21 protein-coding genes are annotated in these 19,862 nt (G+C 37.3%); 17 read left to right on the top strand and 4 right to left on the bottom strand.

Annotated elements, in window-relative coordinates; all coding sequences use genetic code 11:
• Positions 1 to 22 precede the first annotated feature (22 nt).
• The 14 genes from rfbA to purD all read left to right on the top strand — a co-directional run bounded on the left by rfbA (position 23) and on the right by purD (position 14,556).
• Positions 23 to 886: a glucose-1-phosphate thymidylyltransferase RfbA gene (gene rfbA, locus IL355_RS02085; RefSeq protein WP_192460540.1), complete on the top strand. Its 864-nt coding sequence runs from the start codon at positions 23 to 25 to the stop codon at positions 884 to 886.
• 7 nt (positions 887 to 893) lie between these two features.
• Complete coding sequence (rfbC, locus tag IL355_RS02080) at positions 894 to 1,463, top strand: dTDP-4-dehydrorhamnose 3,5-epimerase (protein WP_192460539.1); 570 nt, start codon at positions 894 to 896, stop codon at positions 1,461 to 1,463.
• Entirely contained in the window at positions 1,435 to 2,217 is a 783-nt protein-coding gene (gene rfbD, locus IL355_RS02075) for a dTDP-4-dehydrorhamnose reductase (protein ID WP_192460538.1), read from the top strand. Before rfbC ends, rfbD begins: the two co-directional genes overlap by 29 nt.
• A gap of 9 nt (positions 2,218 to 2,226) precedes the next feature.
• Positions 2,227 to 2,808, top strand: coding sequence for an acyltransferase (locus IL355_RS02070; RefSeq protein WP_192460537.1), 582 nt, complete (start codon positions 2,227 to 2,229; stop codon positions 2,806 to 2,808).
• The gene (locus IL355_RS02065; protein ID WP_192460536.1) at positions 2,808 to 3,905 is read left to right on the top strand and encodes a DegT/DnrJ/EryC1/StrS family aminotransferase; all 1,098 of its coding nucleotides are present in this window, start codon (positions 2,808 to 2,810) and stop codon (positions 3,903 to 3,905) included. The genes IL355_RS02070 and IL355_RS02065 overlap by 1 nt, the downstream gene beginning before the upstream one ends.
• The gene (locus IL355_RS02060; protein WP_192460535.1) at positions 3,902 to 4,840 is read left to right on the top strand and encodes a Gfo/Idh/MocA family protein; all 939 of its coding nucleotides are present in this window, start codon (positions 3,902 to 3,904) and stop codon (positions 4,838 to 4,840) included. The genes IL355_RS02065 and IL355_RS02060 overlap by 4 nt, the downstream gene beginning before the upstream one ends.
• A gap of 113 nt (positions 4,841 to 4,953) precedes the next feature.
• Positions 4,954 to 6,228 (top strand): lipopolysaccharide biosynthesis protein, encoded by a 1,275-nt coding sequence (locus IL355_RS02055; protein WP_192460534.1) that lies wholly within the window; start codon positions 4,954 to 4,956, stop codon positions 6,226 to 6,228.
• Positions 6,229 to 6,304: 76 nt separating this feature from the next.
• Positions 6,305 to 7,456: a hypothetical protein gene (locus IL355_RS02050; protein WP_192460533.1), complete on the top strand. Its 1,152-nt coding sequence runs from the start codon at positions 6,305 to 6,307 to the stop codon at positions 7,454 to 7,456.
• Positions 7,446 to 8,573 carry a glycosyltransferase family 4 protein gene (locus IL355_RS02045; RefSeq protein ID WP_187456479.1) on the top strand — a complete coding sequence of 376 codons (1,128 nt, stop codon included), beginning with the start codon at positions 7,446 to 7,448 and terminating at the stop codon, positions 8,571 to 8,573. The genes IL355_RS02050 and IL355_RS02045 overlap by 11 nt, the downstream gene beginning before the upstream one ends.
• The gene (locus tag IL355_RS02040; RefSeq protein WP_192460532.1) at positions 8,554 to 9,801 is read left to right on the top strand and encodes an O-antigen ligase family protein; all 1,248 of its coding nucleotides are present in this window, start codon (positions 8,554 to 8,556) and stop codon (positions 9,799 to 9,801) included. The genes IL355_RS02045 and IL355_RS02040 overlap by 20 nt, the downstream gene beginning before the upstream one ends.
• Before the next feature lie 134 nt (positions 9,802 to 9,935).
• Entirely contained in the window at positions 9,936 to 10,487 is a 552-nt protein-coding gene (locus tag IL355_RS02035) for a UDP-N-acetylglucosamine 2-epimerase (RefSeq protein WP_192460531.1), read from the top strand.
• Between the two features lie 40 nt (positions 10,488 to 10,527).
• Complete coding sequence (locus IL355_RS02030; protein ID WP_192460530.1) at positions 10,528 to 11,775, top strand: glycosyltransferase family 4 protein; 1,248 nt, start codon at positions 10,528 to 10,530, stop codon at positions 11,773 to 11,775.
• A gap of 96 nt (positions 11,776 to 11,871) precedes the next feature.
• Positions 11,872 to 13,122 (top strand): glycosyltransferase family 4 protein, encoded by a 1,251-nt coding sequence (locus IL355_RS02025; protein ID WP_192460529.1) that lies wholly within the window; start codon positions 11,872 to 11,874, stop codon positions 13,120 to 13,122.
• A 162-nt stretch (positions 13,123 to 13,284) separates the two neighbouring features.
• Entirely contained in the window at positions 13,285 to 14,556 is a 1,272-nt protein-coding gene (gene purD, locus IL355_RS02020) for a phosphoribosylamine--glycine ligase (RefSeq protein ID WP_192460528.1), read from the top strand.
• Between the two features lie 51 nt (positions 14,557 to 14,607).
• Here the strand turns inward: purD and IL355_RS02015 are convergent, their stop codons facing one another.
• Positions 14,608 to 14,829 carry a DUF6341 family protein gene (locus IL355_RS02015; RefSeq protein ID WP_187456473.1) on the bottom strand — a complete coding sequence of 74 codons (222 nt, stop codon included), beginning with the start codon at positions 14,827 to 14,829 and terminating at the stop codon, positions 14,608 to 14,610.
• A 41-nt stretch (positions 14,830 to 14,870) separates the two neighbouring features.
• Between IL355_RS02015 and IL355_RS02010 the strand changes: the two genes are divergently transcribed.
• From IL355_RS02010 to IL355_RS02000, 3 genes are read left to right on the top strand one after another with little or no spacing between them, the layout of a single operon-like run.
• Entirely contained in the window at positions 14,871 to 15,809 is a 939-nt protein-coding gene (locus tag IL355_RS02010) for a hypothetical protein (protein WP_192460527.1), read from the top strand.
• Between the two features lie 54 nt (positions 15,810 to 15,863).
• Positions 15,864 to 16,466 (top strand): DUF4254 domain-containing protein, encoded by a 603-nt coding sequence (locus tag IL355_RS02005; RefSeq protein WP_192460526.1) that lies wholly within the window; start codon positions 15,864 to 15,866, stop codon positions 16,464 to 16,466.
• Positions 16,453 to 17,493: a glycosyltransferase family 9 protein gene (locus IL355_RS02000; RefSeq protein WP_317175464.1), complete on the top strand. Its 1,041-nt coding sequence runs from the start codon at positions 16,453 to 16,455 to the stop codon at positions 17,491 to 17,493. Before IL355_RS02005 ends, IL355_RS02000 begins: the two co-directional genes overlap by 14 nt.
• Here the strand turns inward: IL355_RS02000 and IL355_RS01995 are convergent.
• The 3 genes from IL355_RS01995 to IL355_RS01985 form a co-directional block, all read right to left on the bottom strand.
• Entirely contained in the window at positions 17,486 to 18,136 is a 651-nt protein-coding gene (locus IL355_RS01995) for a TetR/AcrR family transcriptional regulator (protein WP_192460525.1), read from the bottom strand. The two genes, IL355_RS02000 and IL355_RS01995, sit on opposite strands and share 8 nt — an antisense overlap.
• A 211-nt stretch (positions 18,137 to 18,347) precedes the next feature.
• Positions 18,348 to 19,445, bottom strand: a complete 1,098-nt coding sequence (arsS, locus tag IL355_RS01990) for an arsenosugar biosynthesis radical SAM (seleno)protein ArsS (protein WP_192460524.1) — start codon at positions 19,443 to 19,445, stop codon at positions 18,348 to 18,350.
• Positions 19,445 to 19,780, bottom strand: coding sequence for an arsenosugar biosynthesis-associated peroxidase-like protein (locus IL355_RS01985; RefSeq protein ID WP_010516278.1), 336 nt, complete (start codon positions 19,778 to 19,780; stop codon positions 19,445 to 19,447). The genes arsS and IL355_RS01985 overlap by 1 nt, the downstream gene beginning before the upstream one ends.
• Positions 19,781 to 19,862 lie beyond the last annotated feature (82 nt).

Raw genomic sequence — 19,862 nt, 5'->3', positions numbered from 1 at the left:
TAGAAATTCAAAGGGCGAATTTATGAAAGGAATCATTCTGGCAGGAGGCTCCGGAACAAGATTATACCCTCTTACAATGGCAGTAAGCAAGCAATTGATGCCTGTGTACGATAAGCCAATGATTTATTATCCTTTGGCAACTCTTCTTTCTGCGGGTATAAGGGAAATCTTAATCATCACCACTCCAAAAGACTTAGATTTATTTAAAGAACTTTTAGGCGATGGTAGCAATTATGGCTGTGCATTCGAATACCTTGCGCAAGAGCAGCCCAATGGGCTTGCAGAGGCCTTTATTATCGGGGAGAAGTTTATTGGGAATGATAAAGTGGCCTTAATTCTCGGAGACAATATCTTTTATGGGTCGGGATTGGCTTCCCTATTACAACAGAACAATAACCCCGAAGGGGGCATCATTTACGCCTACCACGTGCAGAATCCCCAGCGCTATGGGGTAGTGGAGTTTGATAAGAATGGAAAGGCCATTAGTATTGAAGAAAAACCGAGCAAGCCAAAATCAAACTATGCTGTACCTGGCATTTATTTTTATGATAATGAGGTGGTCCATATTGCGAAGCAAATTCAGCCAAGCAATAGAGGTGAGCTAGAAATTACCGATGTCAATAAACATTACTTATTACAAGAGAAATTACAGGTGTCTGTTTTGGATAGGGGAACCGCTTGGTTAGATACGGGAACCTTTACCTCCCTTATGCAAGCGTCGCAGTATGTTCAAGTAATTGAGGAAAGGCAAGGACTTAAAATCGGTGCAATAGAAGAGGTGGCCTATCAAATGGGCTTTATAGATGAAACTCAACTCAAAGAACTGGCCGAACCCTTAATGAAAAGCGGTTATGGGGAATATTTGATTAACCTACTTAGAGAATAAAGGTTTGATGGAAATTGAAAAAACAGAAATAGAAGGTTGTTTTGTAGTTACGCCAAAAGTATTTGCAGATGAACGCGGACAATTTTTCGAGTCTTTTCATCACGAGAAATTTAAAAATGCTACCGGATTAAATGTTTCTTTTGTGCAAGACAATATATCCGTATCTACAAAAAATGTCATTAGGGGTCTACACTTTCAGAAGGGTGAATTTGCACAGGCTAAACTTGTGCAGACGATTAAAGGAAAGGTTTTGGATGTAGTGGTAGATATTAGAAAGGAAAGCCCCACCTTTGGTAAACATCTTAAGTTTACCCTTACAGAAGAAAACAGAAAGCAGGTTTTTATGCCAAAAGGTATAGCTCATGGTTTTGTTGTTCTAAGTGACGAGGCTGTGTTCAGTTATAAGTGCGATGCCTATTATCACCCCTCTTCAGAAGCGGGTATTTTTTATGCGGACGAACAATTAGAAATAGATTGGCAGATTGATATGAATGATGCCATAGTTTCATCAAAGGACCAAGAACTACCCACTTTAAAATCTTATTTTGATGCTATCAGTATTGGTGACAGGGGCTAATGGGCAATTAGGCAAGAGTATTCAAGAGCTCCAGGGTGATTATCCCGAAATTGAATTTCATTTTAAAAATTCGGGCGAGCTGGATATTTCTAATGAAAATAGTATTGCCGAAGTTTTCGCTAATAACAAATTTGATTATTGTATTAATTGTGCGGCCTATACGAACGTTGAAATAGCAGAAAGAGAGCCTCAAAAGGCTTTTCTTGTAAATTCTCAAGGTACAGCTAATATTGCCCGAGAATGCGAAGCTAATGGCACTATTTTAATCCATATTTCCACGGATTACGTGTTCGACGGGGCGAAAGGAGAACCGTATACGATTTTAGATAAGACCAACCCTATTAATGTTTACGGAGCTTCTAAGTTAGAAGGCGAAGTTAAAGTAAGGGCTCTAATGAAAAGGTTTTTTATAGTTCGCACTTCTTGGCTTTACTCCGAATTTGGAAATAATTTTTATAAAACTATATTGGCAAAGGCCCAAAAAGGAGAGCCTTTATCCATAACCGATGCGCAAACCGGCTGCCCCACCCATGCCGATAATTTGGCGAAGTATATTTTAAGCCTGATAATATTAGGCAGTACCGATTATGGACTCAAACATTTTACAGACGGCGTAGAACACACCTGGTATTCTTTTGCGATTGACATATTAAAGAAGAATTCACTGTTAGAAAAGACCGAGGTTCAAAAAGTAAAGAATTATCGTACTTTTGCTCGTAGGCCAGTTTACAGCGTTTTAGAATCAGAACATTAAATAGTATCGATGTCAGAGCAAGATTACTTCGTACACGAAACAGCAGTTGTTGATGATGGTTGTATTATTGGAAAAGGAACAAAAATTTGGCACTTTTCCCATATAATGCCCAACTGCGAATTAGGTGAAAGGTGTAATATCGGTCAAAATGTAGTGGTTTCTCCAGATGTTAAATTGGGTTCCAACGTAAAGGTTCAAAATAATGTATCCATTTACACCGGAGTTACCTGTGAAGATGATGTTTTTCTGGGTCCTTCCATGGTATTCACGAACGTAATCAATCCGCGAAGCGCCATTAATAGAAGAGGGGAGTATGCATCTACAATCGTAAAAAAAGGGGCTTCCATAGGAGCGAACGCTACAATAGTTTGTGGTAACGATATAGGGGAATATGCCTTTATAGGGGCAGGTGCCGTAGTAACCAAAGATGTACCGGCCTTCGCACTCTTAGTCGGTAATCCGGCCAAACAAATAGGATGGGTTGGTGAGTATGGTCATCGTTTGCAATTTAACGAAGAGGGTATGGCTGTTTGCCCTGAAAGCAAGCAAGAATACCAATTGGTAGATAATAAGGTAACACGTACAAAATAATGAACATAGATTTTGCTAATTTAACCAAAGCCTACAAGGAAAGGGAGGAAGAATACCTTTCGGTAACCCAGGAAGTGATGTCCTCTGCCCGTTATATTTTGGGCAAGGAAACCGAGGAACTTGAAAGTAGCTTGGCGCAATTTACTGGTACAAAACACGCTCTAGGAGTATCTTCCGGTACAGACGCGCTTTTACTTGCAATGATGGCTTTGGGAATTAGAGGTGGTGATGAAATTATAACCACGCCATTTACTTTTATTGCAACAGCGGAAACCATTGCCTGTCTGGGCGCGAAACCTGTGTTTGTCGATATTAATGAAACGACCTTTAACATAGATGCCTCGCAAATAGAAAGTGCGATAACGGAAAGAACCAAGGCTATCATGCCGGTTTCTCTCTATGGTCAAATGGCCGATATGGATGAAATTAACGCCATAGGGACCAAGCATAACCTTGCGGTAATCGAGGATGCTGCCCAAAGTTTTGGTGCAACCTATAAAGGAAAAAGAAGCTGTGCTGCATCAACTATTGGGTGTACGAGTTTTTTCCCCGCAAAACCATTAGGCTGTTTTGGAGATGGTGGTGCAATTTTTACCGATGATCACGAACTCTATGAAAAAATGAAGGCCATGCGCGTACATGGTCAGGTAAAGAGATACACCCATAAATATATAGGCATGGGCGGTAGACTAGACAACTTACAATCGGCTATTTTGAATGTTAAAATGCGCTACTATGAGCAAGACATTGCAAGAAGGCAGCAGATAGCGGAACAATACTCCGAAAAATTGGCGAAAGTGGTCAAAACCCCGGAAGTATTGCAAGATAGAACTTCAGTATGGGCACAATACACCATTAGGGTGTCCGAGAGAGAGAAAATTCAAGGAGCATTAAGGGAAAAGGGCATTCCCACTGCGGTACACTACCCTATACCGATGCATTTGCAAGAATGTTTTGACTATCTAGGATACAAAAAGGGAGATTTTCCCGTTAGCGAACAGTGTGCGGCTGAAGTGATGAGTTTACCCATGAATCCGTACGTGACAAAAGAAGAAATAGAATATATAACTACCAACCTAAAAGAATTAGTTGAATGAAGAATTTCGCACTGATTGGGGCTGCAGGATATATTGCACCCAGACACATGAAAGCTATTAAGGACACCGGAAATAATCTATTGACCGCTTTTGATAAGGGCGACAGTGTCGGAATCATAGATTCATACTTTCCGAATGCGGATTTCTTTGTGGAATTTGAGCGTTTTGACCGTCATATTGAGAAGTTGAAATACGAAAAGGATACATATTTAGATTATGTGAGTATTTGCTCCCCCAACTACCTACATGACGCACATATTCGCTTTGCCCTTAGAAGTGGCGCAGACGCCATATGTGAAAAGCCATTGGTTCTGAATCCTTGGAATGTAGATAAACTAAAACACGTTGAAGAAAAAACCGGGAAGAATATTTTTTGCATTTTGCAATTAAGGGTACACCCCAGTATTATTGCTTTAAGGGAAAAGGTCAAAAATGCCCCTAAAGACACCAAGTTCGAAGTCGATTTGACCTATTTGACCTCAAGAGGCCATTGGTACCACACCTCCTGGAAGGGCGATAAAGCAAAATCTGGTGGAATAGCCACCAACATCGGAGTACATTTTTACGATATGCTATCATGGATTTTTGGAGATGTCCAAGAGAACATTGTACATGTTCATGAAGATGATCGAGCGGCAGGTTATTTAGAATTTGAAAATGCTCGAGTAAAATGGTTCCTTTCCATCAATGCTGCCTATTTACCGAAGGAGGTAAAGGAAAAGGGGCAAACTACCTTCCGGTCCATTACCATTAACGGTGAAGAGTTGGAATTCAGTGGTGGTTTTACCGATCTGCATACCATGGTTTACAAAGATATTTTGGCCGGAAAAGGGTATGGGGTGGATGCTGCTAGAACCGCCATTGAAATTGTACATGATATTAGGGCCGCCAAACCAGTTGGTTTAAAAGGGGAGTATCATAGGTTTCTGGAATAGGAAAAATTCTTTGTTTCCGGGTTTTTGATGGATTAAAGGTTTTAGCTTAGTCAAAAATCTTATCATGGCTATCATATTTTACAGTGTAGTACTTAATATGCAATTATTCCTTGATGGAAAAAAGTAAGAAGCTGAACTCGTTTTTATCTATCTCTAAGGATGTTGTTATACTATCATTGGGAATTATTGCGGCAAGTGCCATACCACTTGCTTTGCAACCGTATTTAAAACGCACTTTTACTCCTGAAGAGTTTGGTGCTTATGATGTGTTTTTAAAATGTTTTTCCATTTTGGTTGCCCTATCTTGTTTTAAATATGAGAATGCTATTTTACTTCCAAAAAAAGACACCGATGCAAAACACATTGTTTATCTCTGTCTTTTTTTAAGTTTACTGGTAGCTTTCGTATTGGGTCTTTTAATCTTATTTTTTGCGGATGAGTTTTTAGCTGGTCTTGAAGGCCTTACACTAGCCGCTTTATACCTTCTTCCATTAAGTTCTTTCTTCTACGCAGTATTTAATGTTTTTAATTTATATCTGGTCCGTAGGCGCAAATTCATGCTTTCATCTACCAGTAAATTATCAAGAAGACTTACGGAAGGAGGCACTCAAGTAGCGCTAGGGGAATTAAGGAGCACTGATGGACTTGTGATAGGAGATGCTGTAGGAAATTTTGTTCAAGGATTATTCGCCTTTTGGAAGGCGAACAAGCTTAGCAGATTTAAAATACTCAACCAAAAAAAGTTGAGAAAGGTTTTTGTAGAATATAGGGAACTGCCCATATATACACTTATACCAAATGTTCTAAATACGTTTGTTACAGGGGCGTTAACCTTTTTGATATTAGACAACTTTGATATTGTTGAGGTGGGGTATCTAGAATTTACACAGCGAATTCTGTCCGTGCCTTCCGTCTTTGTTTCTGTAGCAATTTCACAAGTGGTATTTCAAAGGGTAAGCAATCTAGTGAATAGGAGAAAAAAAATTATGCCTCTAATTCTTTCCGTAATGGGGTTATTATTTTTTGTTTCAAGTTTGTTTATACTATTCATAGAGTTTTTTGGGGAGAGGGTATTTACTTTAATTGGTGGTGAAGGCTGGGAAAAATCGGGCCAATATGCTAAAACATTGGTTTATGCGTCGGCTGTAATATTAGTATTTTCTCCTTTGGGAAAGGTTTTAATTGCCTTAAAGAAATTTAAGGTAAATTCGCTCTGGGAGTTAGCAAAATTCGCGGCTATTCTTTACCTTTTCTTTTTAAAGGGTTTTTCAATTCAGCAATATTTGTGGATATACACTATAATTCTAATTTTCTTTTACGTCGTTTACGGAGTACTAATAATACATCAATCCTATAGATATCAAGTTGAAAATACCGCTCAAACATAACAAAAGGAGTGTTTTATTATTAGAATCAATAACCTTCATAATTATAACCAGCGTTTATGTTTTTATAATTAAGGACATGTATGGTTATATGGGGCATGACCATGATATACTTATCGGTAAAGTAATAATAGGTTGGTTCTTTTTTATCCCTATGGTTATAATAGGAACCAAGGTCAAAGGAGATTTTTTTTATACTATTTGGCATGTTATATTCATTCTCTATTTTTTTGGACAGGTAATTTACTATCAGTTTAATGACGGTTTAATACAACCGATGGCCTCCAATGCAATTCTGTTGCTAGTACTTTTTTCGTGTTCTTTCTTTCGAATGGAATTTAAGATAATACGCCTTAAGGGAGAAATGCTGACAATAGTATTATTAATCTCGGTTATTTTGTTTGTGCCAATCTTCATAAAGTATTTACCGCATGTAAATTATAGAAATTTAATGTTATCGGATGTTTATGAAACAAGATTGTATTTTAGAGGGATTCAAGATAGCTATTTCGGTTATTTGAGCGCTCCTCTTTCTAGAGTTATACTGCCGTCTTTATTGATTATCGGTCTTTTGAACAAAAACTGGTGGCTAGTTTTATTGGGGGTGTTTATGATTAGTTTTATCTTCTTGGTGGGTGCATTAAAAAGTATATTTATCGGTATGATTGCTGCCATATTTTTCTTTAAAGGAAGAAACTACCTAGATAAACTCCATAATTTGCTTTATCTCTTTTTCGGATTGTGTTTTTTAGGTTTGATAGTTTTCTTAGTTTCGGATAATACATTCTTAGTCAACTCTTTTCTTAGAAGAGTTTTATTTACGCCAGCAAGGATGGATAATACCTTTTATTCGTATTTTGGCAGTAACCCTACGTTTTGGAGCCATAATTCAATAGGCGGTTTGTTTTTCAAATATCCTTTAGAGCAGACTCCTAACTATTATGTGGGAGAGGTTCTTTTGCAGAAGGAAGGATTGAACGCCAATGTGGGGTTGATAACCGAGGGTTATTTTTCAATGGGTTACATAGGGGTTTTGTTGCATTCGCTGTTTATTGGGTTTGTTTTTCTTCTTTTGAAACAAATAAAAATGAACCCTATATTTTTTGGGCTAGTGTTTGTTTACATATACTACATGAACACGTCATTTTTTACTACACTATTGTTAACTCATGGGTTGGTGTTCTTTGTTATTTTTGCTTATCTTTTTCTGAATAGAAGTTATGCGAGATAAACTATTACAAATTTCCAGTGCTTTTTCAATACAGAAGATATACGTAAACTTGGTCAGTAAGCTGTCGGAGCGGGGATATAGACAAATTATATATGTGCCAGTTAGAAATGCAGATCAAATCAATGGAAATAGGGATGAAAGTATAGAGAATAGTGAATATCATTACTCGCACATACTAAAAAATAACCTTCTGTTTAAGCTTAGGTTCAGAAGAAAAATACAAATCATTTATAAAGATTTATTATCGAAGGTAGACATAGAATCTGTTGGTTTGGTTCATGCCCATTTTTTGTTTAGCGATGGAGGGGTTGCGTACTTGCTTAACAAAGAGTTTGGCATCCCATATGTTGTTAATGTTCGCGCAACGGACCTTTTTTACTTCTTTAGACTTATGGTCTACGAAAGAAGGTTTGGAAATAAAATAATGGAATCCGCGGAGAGAGTTATTTTTATCAACCCAACTTATGTAAACCTTCTTAAGGAGAAATATTTAAGTTCCTTTTTTAAAAATTTTGAGAGTAAAGTGGCCGTCATTCCCAATGCCATTGATGATAAATGGTTCAGTACTGAATCCAGGACCAAAGAATTGTCTCAACCTATTAAACTATTGTACGTTGGCCAAATTATCGAGAGAAAGAAATTGGATATTGTTATTAAGGCAATGAACCTATTTAATTCTAAATCGAAAACGTTGGCAACTTTGGATATTGTGGGGTCCGGACCTTTTCTAAAGAAAGTAGAGATCCTTTTCAATGAAAATGTGAAATATTGGGGCCGAATAAATGATTTTAATTCACTTTTTCAAATATTCAATGATTGCCATATTTTTCTCATGCCTTCTATAAAAGAAACCTTCGGTTTGGTATATATTGAGGCTCTTAGTCAAGGCTTACCAATTGTGTTCTGTAAAGACGAAGCGGTAGATGGCTTTTTTCCTAATTTAAGTACTGGAGTTGCCGTGCCTCCTAATGATGTAAACGAAACTAGTAGAGCAATTGAGTATATTATAGAAAACTATAATGAGATGAGTAAGTCTGCCGTGAAACTGTCAAGTTCTTTTAGGTGGGAAAATGTTGCAGGAAAACATCATGAAATATATGAGAAAATTATTGGTTAGAACAGGTAACGGTTCTCTTCCGGATTTTTTTTGGAATCTACTTTCCTTAGGCTTTTTATTGCTCCCCATAGGGGTGAACATTTCTACTCCCTTTTTTGTTGCTTCTGCTTTTTTAGGAATTGTTCAGATAATTTTAAAAAAAAATAGGTTAAAGAAAAAAGACTTAGTTTTTTTGTGTTTACCCTTACTGTTTTTATTAACGGGGGTAAGTTTGGTCTATACGGAAAACTTAAAAACTGGAAGTGATTTAATTGTTAGAATGCTTCCTTTAATTATTTTTCCAATTATTTTTTTGTTTATTGAAGAAGAGAAAGGAATTGTACGTAGACTATTTATTATGCTCCTGTTTGGCATATTAATTTCCATGGCTATCAATTTATTTTATGCCTTTTCTAATTCTCTCAGTATTGTGGATGGATCTCTTGTTTTTGATTCTTCTTTTGAAGGAGGTTATTCTTTTTATGAGTCTTTTAACCATGGAGGCAACCACTTTTTCGGGACAAGATTTGCCAAAACTATACACCCCACTTATTTGTCTTTATATATCTTAACTAGTTTGCTTTATTTTTCTTATTCCCGCATTAGTTTTTTTTATGTCATAATGATATTTTTACTTTTTAGTTTGTTCCTCCTTTCTTCTAGGGCTGCACTAATGATTCTTGCGGTTTACATTTTCTTGTATATTATTCATTCAGGTAATGGAAGATGGAAGAATACAATGACCGCCCTTATTGTTTTTTCCGGAATTCTTATGGTACTTTTAAATCCTAGAGTTAAAACTTTTTATGAAAGAATTGTTGACTTTGGGAAAAAAGAGAACTTTAACTATACTACTTCGGAGCAATCTAGAATTTTAATTTATAAAAGCTGTTTAGAGTTAATTAAACATAGTCCCTTAGTTGGGTATGGGATCGGAGATGCTAATAATGAGTTGTTCGAGGAATACAGGAAAAATTCTTATCTCGTTTTGGTTAAAAATAAGTACAATGCCCACAGCCAATATTTTCAAACATGGCTTCAGGCTGGAATTTTGACTTTTTTTATTTTAATTTTTCCTTTGGGGTATTTATTGTTTAAGGCTGTAGGGGAGCCTTTTGTCCTTGCTATGTTGTTGACTTTTGTGATTATTATGGCCTTTGAGTCCCTACTTGTTAGGTACAATGGCATCATGTTTTATGCTATCTTAATGCCATTTATTTTAAGAAGAGAACGCCATTTATTTAAATGAGTTCTATTGTTACTTAACCGAGACTAAATTATAATGAAGATACTTACAATTTTAGGTGCTAGGCCCCAATTTGTAAAAGCGGCCGTAGTAAGCAGGGCAATAGAAGAATATAATGCGCTAAATGAGGCGACGTAATGTACGATGCTTCCCTTTATTATACAGATAAGGCTGTACGACCTAATGATGTGGTGGAAACGGAAAGTTTTGTATTGTCTACCATTCATCGGCAAGAGAATACGGACCATAAGGTTAAACTAACTGCTGTCTTTGAAGCCTTGGCGAAAATAGCCCAAAAACAAAAGGTGGTTTTGCCATTACATCCAAGAACCGTTAACAAGCTTCAGGATTTTAATATTGTTGTCAATAAAAATATCCAAATATTGGAGCCTCTGGGCTATTTTGAGATGATCTGGCTGTTGATGAACTGCACTTGTGTCATTACCGATAGCGGAGGCTTGCAAAAGGAAGCTTTTTTCTTTAAAAAGCCCTGTATTACGGTTCGTGAGGAAACGGAATGGGTAGAGCTGGTGAAGAATGGGGTAAACTTTTTTGTAGGGCCAAATAAAAAAACCATTGTGAACACATATACTGATTTAAGGAATATTGTATTTGATTTTAAGGAAAACTTATATGGTATGGGAGATACGGCGAAAAAAATAATAAATACGCTTGTAGACTATAAATAACGTAGTTCAACGCTTTTCAAGCTTGCTTTTGCTTTGATTTATGGGAAAAATTAAAAATAACATTTGGATTATCAATGAACACTTAACTTCGCCAGATCTAAGTGAAAATGGTCATAGCAGGCATTTTACCCTTGGTCAAGAATTTATTAAAAATGGTTATGATGTTACCATGATTACCTCTTCCTTTTCACATAACCCCAAAAGGAAAGTGCCGTTAAAGGGTTTAATGAGAATTGTTCAAGGTAAGATTAGAACGTTGGTTATAAAGGGTTTTTCACATGAGTCCTCTAGCAGTATAGTAAGGATTATTAACTGGGGACTTTTTTTTGTACTGCTTTTCTTTGCCCCTTTAATGAAGTTACCTAAACCCCATATCATTATTCTCTCCTCAACTCCCATGTTGCCTGTGTATAATGTGCTTTTCTTTAAATTACTTTTTAGAAAGACCCAATTTGTATTTGAAACTAGGGACTTATGGCCGCTAACTCCAAAGAGTATCGGTAATTATTCCGAAAACAGCCTGTTTATTCAACTACTTTCCCATCTAGAGCATAAATGTTATTCAAATGCGGATTACGTAGTATCGGTCTTAAAAAATTCTGACCAACACATCAGGTCCATTTTGGGTAACAAAAGTTTTAGGTTTAAATGGATTTCCAACGGAATTGACCTAAAGGGTTTTGCCAACAATCAAAAAAACAATGAGTGGGATTTTAATGGAACTAGGTTACAAGAAGGTGCTTTGGTGATTGGTTACGCGGGAACTTTAGGCAAGGCCAATGCCATGGAATACATAATAGAAACTTTTAATAAATGGTTTAAGGGGTCTAATTGTTATTTGGTAATGGTAGGTGAGGGAGGTGAAAAGCAAGCCTTGGTCCAGCAGGCAAAGGAAAATGGGAACATTCTGTTTTTAGACCCCGTAAAACGGGAGTTTTTAATGTCTTTTTACCAAAAATGCGATATGCTTTATCTCAGCTGGAGAGATTTGGAACTTTATAAGTATGGGGTTTCGGCCAATAAATTGTTTGAGTATATGTATTCGCAAACCCCTATTTTAATGTCATGTAACATACCTGGAAATATAATAGAGGAGGCTAAGTGTGGTTTGATTTCTAATGCGGAAGACCCAAAAGACATAAAAAATAAAATAGAACTTTTTAAAGAGCTTTTGATTTTAGACCGAAAACAGTTGGGAATCAATGGTCGGGAGTATGTTGTGGAAAACCTTACTTATGCCAAGTTGGCACAGGATTATATGGAGGTTTTTAAAGAACTTCTTCCATAGCTAGACTTATCTTGCCCTAAGCCCTTGTCTAGATACTAGGGGAATTAATGTTAAAAGAGTGTTTAGTTTTACTATTTTTGATTAAAATATAGACTCTTGTTTTTCTTAGAGACCGCCATATTAATATTTATAGGGGTATTTCTTTTAACCTATTTGACCATACCTAAGATTATTAAGGTTGTGGAATATAAACGGTTGATGGACGATCCCAACCAAAGGAGTTCCCACTCCACAAGAACCCCTACCTTGGGTGGTGTGGCATTTTTCTACACTTTGGTCCTGGCACTATTTTTTATTAGGGGGCGCGACATTTATGATGAGGTGATGCATATAATACCTGGTCTAACCATTCTCTTTATTATGGGGCTGAAGGATGACTTGGTAGTTATTTCTCCAGGAACGAAACTTTTGGCTCAAGTATTTGCCATAATTTTCGTTTTGACCAATCCCAGTTTCACCATACATTCCCTAAATGGCTTCCTTAACATCAATGAAATACCTTATTATCTCTATCTAATTATTGGAGGTTTTATGATGTTGACCATTATCAACTCCTACAATTTAATTGATGGAATTGATGGATTAGCCTCTGTAGTAGGTATGGTGATTATGGTGATTTATACTACCATTTTTTACATGACAGAGGAGTATTTTTTTGCTTTGGTTAGTATTACCATGAATGCAAGTTTAATGGCTTTTTTAGGGTTTAACCTATCCTCGGATAAAAAGATTTTTATGGGTGATACCGGCTCTTTGATAGTCGGTTTTATTATTAGTGTACTAACCCTAAAATTTTTGGCATTAAGACCAGTGGCATATACAGACCTTCCGTTCTTATTGGAAAATGCACCCTTGATTGCTATTAGTATCCTAATTGTTCCTTTATTTGATACGGCAAGGGTATTTGCTATTAGAATAGCCAACAAGAAAGGCCCATTTTCTCCCGACCGTAATCATACCCATCATGTTTTAATTGATTATTGGGGGCTTTCCCATAAACAGGCGAGTTTTATAATCGGTTGTTTTAATCTTCTTTTCGTTATGTTATTTATCGTATTGGGAAGTACGGCCAAAAATTTAGGAATGGTAATTATGTTGGTCTCCGTCGTAATTATTCTCGGATATATTTTCTTTAAATACAATTACAATTTTGCGACTTTAAAGCAAAAGATTTTATTAAGGAGAAAGGTTGAAAAGCTTAAATCACGAGTTGAAGATAAGAGTGGAAAGAAGAAAAAATCACTTAAAAGTGAAAGTCAAAAAACCAATAGTTCAGGTATTCGTCCCGTAAATGGTGAAAATAGAATGGAGGATAGAAAAGAAAAACACTCTATTGACAGTGAGTAAATCGTATACGAAAGATTTGTGTACTTCCTTTAAATGATTTCTCAAGTATTTCATCGAATAGGTCTTCTCGATAATTCTTAGTAAAGGTTTAGGTAAAATATATCACATAAACATTCCGGCTATTTTATTTCCATACCTTATTTTTGCGCAAATCCCAACTAAATGAATATTCTAATACTTGGCTCCGGAGGTAGGGAGCATACCATTACTTGGAAACTAAGTGAGTCTTCTCATGGCGTCAATCTATTTGTAGCTCCTGGAAACGCTGGAACAAAAGAAATCGCAACTAATATACCGGTAAGTGTAAACGATTTCGAGGGTATCAAAGCCAGCTGTTTGGATAATAGAATTGATTTGGTGGTCGTGGGTCCCGAAGACCCCTTGGTAAATGGTGTTCACGATTTTTTCCTGAATGATGCTGAGCTCAAGAATATTCCGGTAATTGGCCCACAAAAGGCTGCAGCCGAATTGGAGGGCAGTAAAGAATTTGCCAAGGAATTCATGATGCGCCATAATATCCCTACTGCTGCCTATAAAGGTTTTACCAAAGATAGCCTGGAAGAGGGTTTTGCTTTTTTAGAAAGCCAACAAGCCCCTTATGTGCTCAAGGCAGACGGACTAGCCGCAGGCAAGGGCGTTCTTATCCTAAATGACCTTGATGAGGCCAAGCAAGAGCTTAAGAACATGATGGTGGACGCCAAGTTTGGTTCTGCGAGTACCACAGTTGTTATCGAGGAGTTTTTGGCGGGTATAGAACTTAGTGTTTTTGTGCTGACAGATGGCGAGGGCTACAAAGTGCTTCCTACTGCAAAGGACTACAAGAGAATTGGAGAAGGTGACACAGGATTGAATACAGGCGGTATGGGGGCCATTTCCCCTGTTCCTTTCGCCGATGACGAATTTATGGGCAAGATACACGACCGAATTGTTAAACCGACCGTAGAAGGCCTTAAAAAAGATAAATTGCCTTATAAGGGCTTTATTTTTATTGGTTTGATAAAAGTGGGAGACGACCCGAAGGTAATTGAATACAATGTACGAATGGGCGACCCAGAAACAGAGGTGGTAATTCCACGGATCAAAACCGATTTAGTAGAGGTCTTTCAAGCCGTAGCCGAACAAAAACTAAACGATATGGAATTAGAGCTGGATGAAAGATCTGCCGCAACGGTGATGTTGGTTTCCGGAGGTTATCCAGAGGCTTATGAAAAGGGAAAGGTAATGACTGGCTTTGATACCATAAGTGATTCTTTGGTGTTCCATGCAGGAACTACCAATAGAGACGATAAGGTAGTAACAAATGGAGGCAGAGTAATGGCCATTACTTCTTTTGGGAACAACTTTCAAGAGGCCTTGAAAAAATCATACGAGAATATTGATAAAATATCCTTTGAAGGAATGAACTACCGAAAAGATATTGGTTTTGACCTTTAAAAAATAGAATAGGTAGAAAGAAAAATGGCTTCCAATTTGGAAGCCATTTTTTTATAAATACGAGTGAGAACTGATTGATTTGTCCTCTTCGTTGTTTTCGTTGAATTGTTTCAATTGTAGCATCCAATATACAAAGGCCACAAAGCCAATGAGCATAAAGATCCAATTAAGGAAATTAGCACCCCACCAACTTTCCATAAAACGCAATTGGTCTAAGGGCCAAAACAGATAGTCTACAAATAATTCCTCTATTCCTTTAAAAAATGAAGTCATCTTATTACCTATATTTACCTACAAAAGTATAAAAAGTCCGGATGATTTCAATCATTTTTGGTAAAACAAAGCCAATTAATTACATCATTGTACTCACCTTCCTGTTTATTTTCTATTGGATAGTGCATTTCATGCTATTCGGTAAAATTTATGGCCCTGAAGAAGTTATCGGGCAGCTACTTGTGGTAAGTATACTCTTTTTCAGCTTTTTTTTGGTCAATTTTATAGTCAAACGAAATAAAATTACCGGCACCAATTCCTTTGCCATTTTGTTCTATGCGCTCTTGATGGTCATTTTTCCTGAAACTTTGGCCGATTCAAATGCCATTTTCTCAAGCTTTTTTTTACTCTTGGCTTCCCGGCGCCTATTGAGCATGCGCTCACTAAAAAATATCAAATTCAAGGTTTTTGATGCCACCTTGTGGATTTTGGTTGCTACCCTTTTTTACGATTGGGCAATTCTTTTTCTCTTACTAGTTTTCATAGCCGTTTACTTTTACCAGCCCAAGATCAAAAAGAACTGGTTGGTTCCCTTTTCGGCCATTTTCGTTTTTTTGATGATTACCCAATGTGTGTTGGTACTTTCAAATAATCAAGATTTTCTATTGAACCATTACGAGTTTAAGTTTTCGCCAAATATGGTGTACTTCTCGTACTGGGGGCATTCCACCAAATTAATTTGCTATGTATTGGGTGCATTTGCCGTGGGTCTTATTTCATTTGTCAAATTGGGAAAAGGTAATATTGGTCAGGTTGTAAACATGCGCTTAATAGCCATGGCATTTGTCATAGGGGTTATTCTAAACGTTTTGAAGCTCTCCGATCACGTGTATCCCATCATGGTCACTTTCTTTCCGGCTACCGTATTTTGTACAAAGTACATCGAATCCATACGGCGAGCCAATATCAAAGAAATGATTTTAATGGCCAGTCTTGTAGTACCCTTTATCATTTTCTTTAGTAGTATGGCGCTAAAATAGCTTACCCAATTAGCTATAAGGTAGGTTATTGGTAACTTTGCAAAAAATGTAATTATGTTCAGCGAATTCGCTTTTAAAATTTTCGAAGAAAGTATTCAGAACTATCATATTAAAGATTCTGTGGATCAAGAGTTTGTGAATCCGTATGAGAAGAATGATATCTCACATTTGTTGTACCGAAAAAATTGGATTGATACAGTTCAATGGCATTATGAAGATTTAATTCGTGACCCTGAAATTGATCCTGATGCCGCTCTTATATTGAAGCGTAAAATTGATGCGAGTAATCAAGACCGAACTGATTTGGTAGAGTATATCGATAGCTATTTTTTAGAAAAATACCGTTCGGTTGATGTTTTAAATGATGCCACTATCAATACGGAAAGCCCCGCCTGGGCTATTGACCGTCTTTCCATTTTGGCATTGAAGATATATCACATGCAGGAAGAAGTTGATCGCAAAGATGCCTCACCTGAACATATCGAAAAATGTACGGAAAAGCTGAATGTTTTGCTAGAGCAACGAAAGGACCTTTCTTCTGCCATAGACCAACTGCTGTACGATATTGAAGTAGGCAAAAAGTACATGAAAGTCTATAAACAGATGAAGATGTACAACGATGATGAAATGAATCCCGTTCTACGTGGCCAAAAATAAACGGACACATATTCTGGTCATCCGTTTGTCTGCCATGGGCGACGTGGCAATGACAGTGCCAGTCTTGAACGCATTTGTTCAGAAGTATCCTGATGTAAAAATAACCGTGCTTACACGAGCATTTTTCACTCCCCTTTTTTCACAATTACAGAATGTATCGGTTTATGAGGCGGATGTAAAAGGTAGGCATAAGGGCGTTTTCGGACTCTGGAAGCTTTTTCAAGAGCTGAAAAAGCAGCAAATTGATGTGGTGGCGGATTTACATAATGTACTACGAAGTAATATTTTAAAGAAGTACTTTCGGTTTGGAAGAATTCCTTTTGCTCAAATAGATAAAGGCAGAAAGGATAAAAAAGCGCTAACTAAGAAGAAAGCATTTCGGCAATTGAAAACCACCCATCAACGATATGCAGATGTGTTCGGCCAACTTGGTTATCCTATTGAATTAAGGGAAGCCATGCCTTTAAAAAAGGAGAAAATGCCTTCTGTTGACTTGTCAATCGAAGGTGCTGATATACTCATTGGCATAGCTCCATTTGCAGCTTTTAAGGGTAAAATGTATCCTTTTCATCTGATGGAAAAGGTGGTGAAACAACTTTCCGAATCAGGCAGATATAAAATTTTACTCTTTGGTGGAGGAGAAGATGAAAAGCAGAAGCTACAATCCTTAGCTGACCTATTCCCCAATTGTTACAATATCGTGGGCAAGCAGACCTTTGTCGAGGAATTATCCCTTATCAGCAATTTAAAATTGATGCTCTCCATGGATAGCGGTAACGGTCACTTGGCTGCGATGTATGGAATTCCCGTAGTTACCTTATGGGGCGTAACCCATCCTTTTGCGGGTTTTGCACCTTTTGGGCAACCTGCCGATTACGCCATTACTTCGGATAGAAGCCAGTTTCCTATGATTCCAACCTCTATTTATGGTAATAAAATGCCAGAAGGATATGAAAAAGCTATGGAAACCATCCGGCCGGAAATCGTTGTTGCTAAAATCAACGCTATCCTACAAAAAACTAATTGACGTTCCCGAAGACAGCATTTGGGTTCAAGCTGTTTTCTCCTTTTGGCTCAATTGATTTAAAATATTGTCTTAGCTGAGACATGAAACGATATTTTCTGGCACTTGGAGCAGTTTCTACCATCAAGGTTCTAATACCCATATACGAACTCATCAAGAATACGGCCATTCCTTCACTATCTACGTGTCTGTCTATAAAACCATTGAATTTACCTCTCTGTACGGCAGAAACAAGGTTGGCCTCCCAAATTCTTAAGATATCATTCAGGTGCTTCATAATTTTTTCGTTCTTGCCGTTGAATTCGTTCACGAAGTTACTTAGCACAAATCCGAAATCAAGTTCGTTGTGAACTGCTGTTTCCAGGGCATCCTCGAAACAATTGGTAATCGAGTCTAAGGTGTTTTCATGTCCTTCAATAGGTTCTATGAGCATACTGTACATCTTCCGAACCAAAAGGTTTTCAATAATTTGAATGAAGAAATCTTCTTTTGAATCGAAATGATAGTAAAAGGCGCCTTTTGAAAGGGAAAGTTCTTTTAGAATATCGTCAACACTGGTATTGTAATAGCCTTTTTTATAGAAAAGTTCCAATCCGGTTACTTGCATACGTTGCATGGTAGCCATGCGTTTTAAAGTCTTGTCCATTTAATAAGATTTGGGTTTACAGACCGTTAAGTCTAATACAAAGAACCCTCATATCTTATTTTGGTTGATTGTAATTGGTTAAAAGAATTAAAATTCTCGCCCAAAGGTCAATAATCCGGTGAACTACACTTTTTTTATAGATGAGAACAGACTGGCCGGTCGGTTTAAGTGTCTGTTTTTGAGGATGAAATTGAAGTAAATGAAGGGGATATTACGCCACCGTTCCTTGGCAACTACTTCCTGCACCTGCAGTACACCCATAACAATGTTGGGAAATGATGATGTTTCTATCATTAATCAAATCCTCGTTATAATCTTTAATGTGTTTTATTTTGTTGGCCACTTTTAAGCCCAACATCTGATTAAAATCACAGTCGTACAGCCAGCCATCCCAGCTAACGGAAATGGTATTGGTACACATAACACTGCTCACCGCAGACGGATTGTAAGCTTCTACCAAAGAATACATATAATCCTCGTAATTGTCAGATGCTATTAAGTAATCCAAGAAACGGGAAATAGGCAAATTGGTTATCGCGAAAAGGTTATGAAACTGAATACCAAAATCTTCGTCCAGTGCCTTTTTAAAATCGCGCTCCAAAGCCATTTGGTCACCAGGTAAATAGGCTCCAGACGGGTTGTACACTAAATCTAATCGTAATTCACTATCGGGCATTCCATAACCTACCTCGTTCAATAATTGTAACGCTTTTATCGATTTGTCAAAAACCCCATCCCCACGCTGTTTATCGGTTTTACCACGAGTATAATGCGGTAGGGAAGACACCACGTGTACATTGTGTTTTTTAAAGAATTCTGGCAGGTCGTTAAACTTTGGATTGGCCAAAATGATGGACAAATTAGACCGTACGATAAAATCTTTAATACCAGCTTTGGAAGCCTCTTCTACAAACCATCTAAAATTTGGGTTCATCTCCGGTGCACCACCTGTTAAATCCAAGGTATGCGCCCCGGTATTTCTAATTACCTCTAGACATTGCTCCATGGTTTCTACCGTCATGATTTCCTTTCTGGTAGGACCCGCATCTACATGGCAGTGTTCACAGGTAATGTTGCACATATACCCTACGTTTATCTGTAGAATTTCCAATTTATTAGGGCGAAGCGGAAATTGTCCTATCTCACTAATTTTATCCTTAAAATAAGGTAATTCACCATCGGCAAATAGACCTCCGTTTAATATCGCCAACTGCTTATTGGGTTGCGCAAGGTCATTTTCCCTAGCTTGTAGCGTTTTTAATTTGGGTTTTTTCGCCTTCTTCAGATCGTTCATGATACTCTTTTCCATTAGTGCGATAGTTTATTGTATTTGTTCATCATTTGTACACCATGTACCAATGTGGCTCCACTTTCTATGGCAGCGCCAACATGCACGGCTTCCATCATTTCTTCTTTGGTAATTCCCTTTTGTAGGCCATCTTTTGTGTAAGCATCTATACAATATGGACATTTAACCACGTGAGAAACAGCCAAGGCAATTAAAGACTTTTCTCTAGCAGTTAGTGCGCCTTCTTCAAAAACCTTACCGTAATAGTCAAAAAATTTGGTACCAAGCTCTTCACTCCATTCGGTTATTTTTCCAAATTTTCTTAAGTCTGCTGGGTCGTAATAGTTATTTGCCATGGTATTTTGTTTTGTGTTTTTATTTGTTTTGGAATTTGTATTAAAATCGATAGGAATGCCTTGCACCATTTTTTCTAATTCG

This window comes from Euzebyella saccharophila, assembly GCF_014855495.1.
GTDB classification, from domain to species: Bacteria; Bacteroidota; Bacteroidia; order Flavobacteriales; family Flavobacteriaceae; genus Euzebyella; species Euzebyella saccharophila.
This window is presented reverse-complemented; position numbering and strand designations above follow the sequence as displayed.

What these genes read in the sequence shown, in the direction of transcription:
- IL355_RS02015 (WP_187456473.1), bottom strand. Translation starts at nt 14,829, where the DNA reads ATGACTTCATTTTTTAAAGGAATAGAGGAATTATTTGTAGACTATCTG.
- IL355_RS02010 (WP_192460527.1), top strand. Translation starts at nt 14,871, where the DNA reads ATGATTTCAATCATTTTTGGTAAAACAAAGCCAATTAATTACATCATT.
- IL355_RS02040 (WP_192460532.1), top strand. Translation starts at nt 8,554, where the DNA reads ATGAGAAAATTATTGGTTAGAACAGGTAACGGTTCTCTTCCGGATTTT.
- IL355_RS01985 (WP_010516278.1), bottom strand. Translation starts at nt 19,780, where the DNA reads ATGGCAAATAACTATTACGACCCAGCAGACTTAAGAAAATTTGGAAAA.
- IL355_RS02005 (WP_192460526.1), top strand. Translation starts at nt 15,864, where the DNA reads ATGTTCAGCGAATTCGCTTTTAAAATTTTCGAAGAAAGTATTCAGAAC.
- rfbA (WP_192460540.1), top strand. Translation starts at nt 23, where the DNA reads ATGAAAGGAATCATTCTGGCAGGAGGCTCCGGAACAAGATTATACCCT.
- arsS (WP_192460524.1), bottom strand. Translation starts at nt 19,445, where the DNA reads ATGGAAAAGAGTATCATGAACGATCTGAAGAAGGCGAAAAAACCCAAA.
- IL355_RS02030 (WP_192460530.1), top strand. Translation starts at nt 10,528, where the DNA reads ATGGGAAAAATTAAAAATAACATTTGGATTATCAATGAACACTTAACT.
- IL355_RS02070 (WP_192460537.1), top strand. Translation starts at nt 2,227, where the DNA reads ATGTCAGAGCAAGATTACTTCGTACACGAAACAGCAGTTGTTGATGAT.
- IL355_RS02065 (WP_192460536.1), top strand. Translation starts at nt 2,808, where the DNA reads ATGAACATAGATTTTGCTAATTTAACCAAAGCCTACAAGGAAAGGGAG.
- purD (WP_192460528.1), top strand. Translation starts at nt 13,285, where the DNA reads ATGAATATTCTAATACTTGGCTCCGGAGGTAGGGAGCATACCATTACT.
- IL355_RS02060 (WP_192460535.1), top strand. Translation starts at nt 3,902, where the DNA reads ATGAAGAATTTCGCACTGATTGGGGCTGCAGGATATATTGCACCCAGA.
- IL355_RS02055 (WP_192460534.1), top strand. Translation starts at nt 4,954, where the DNA reads ATGGAAAAAAGTAAGAAGCTGAACTCGTTTTTATCTATCTCTAAGGAT.
- IL355_RS02045 (WP_187456479.1), top strand. Translation starts at nt 7,446, where the DNA reads ATGCGAGATAAACTATTACAAATTTCCAGTGCTTTTTCAATACAGAAG.
- rfbD (WP_192460538.1), top strand. Translation starts at nt 1,435, where the DNA reads ATGCTATCAGTATTGGTGACAGGGGCTAATGGGCAATTAGGCAAGAGT.
- IL355_RS01995 (WP_192460525.1), bottom strand. Translation starts at nt 18,136, where the DNA reads ATGGACAAGACTTTAAAACGCATGGCTACCATGCAACGTATGCAAGTA.
- IL355_RS02050 (WP_192460533.1), top strand. Translation starts at nt 6,305, where the DNA reads ATGTATGGTTATATGGGGCATGACCATGATATACTTATCGGTAAAGTA.
- rfbC (WP_192460539.1), top strand. Translation starts at nt 894, where the DNA reads ATGGAAATTGAAAAAACAGAAATAGAAGGTTGTTTTGTAGTTACGCCA.
- IL355_RS02035 (WP_192460531.1), top strand. Translation starts at nt 9,936, where the DNA reads ATGTACGATGCTTCCCTTTATTATACAGATAAGGCTGTACGACCTAAT.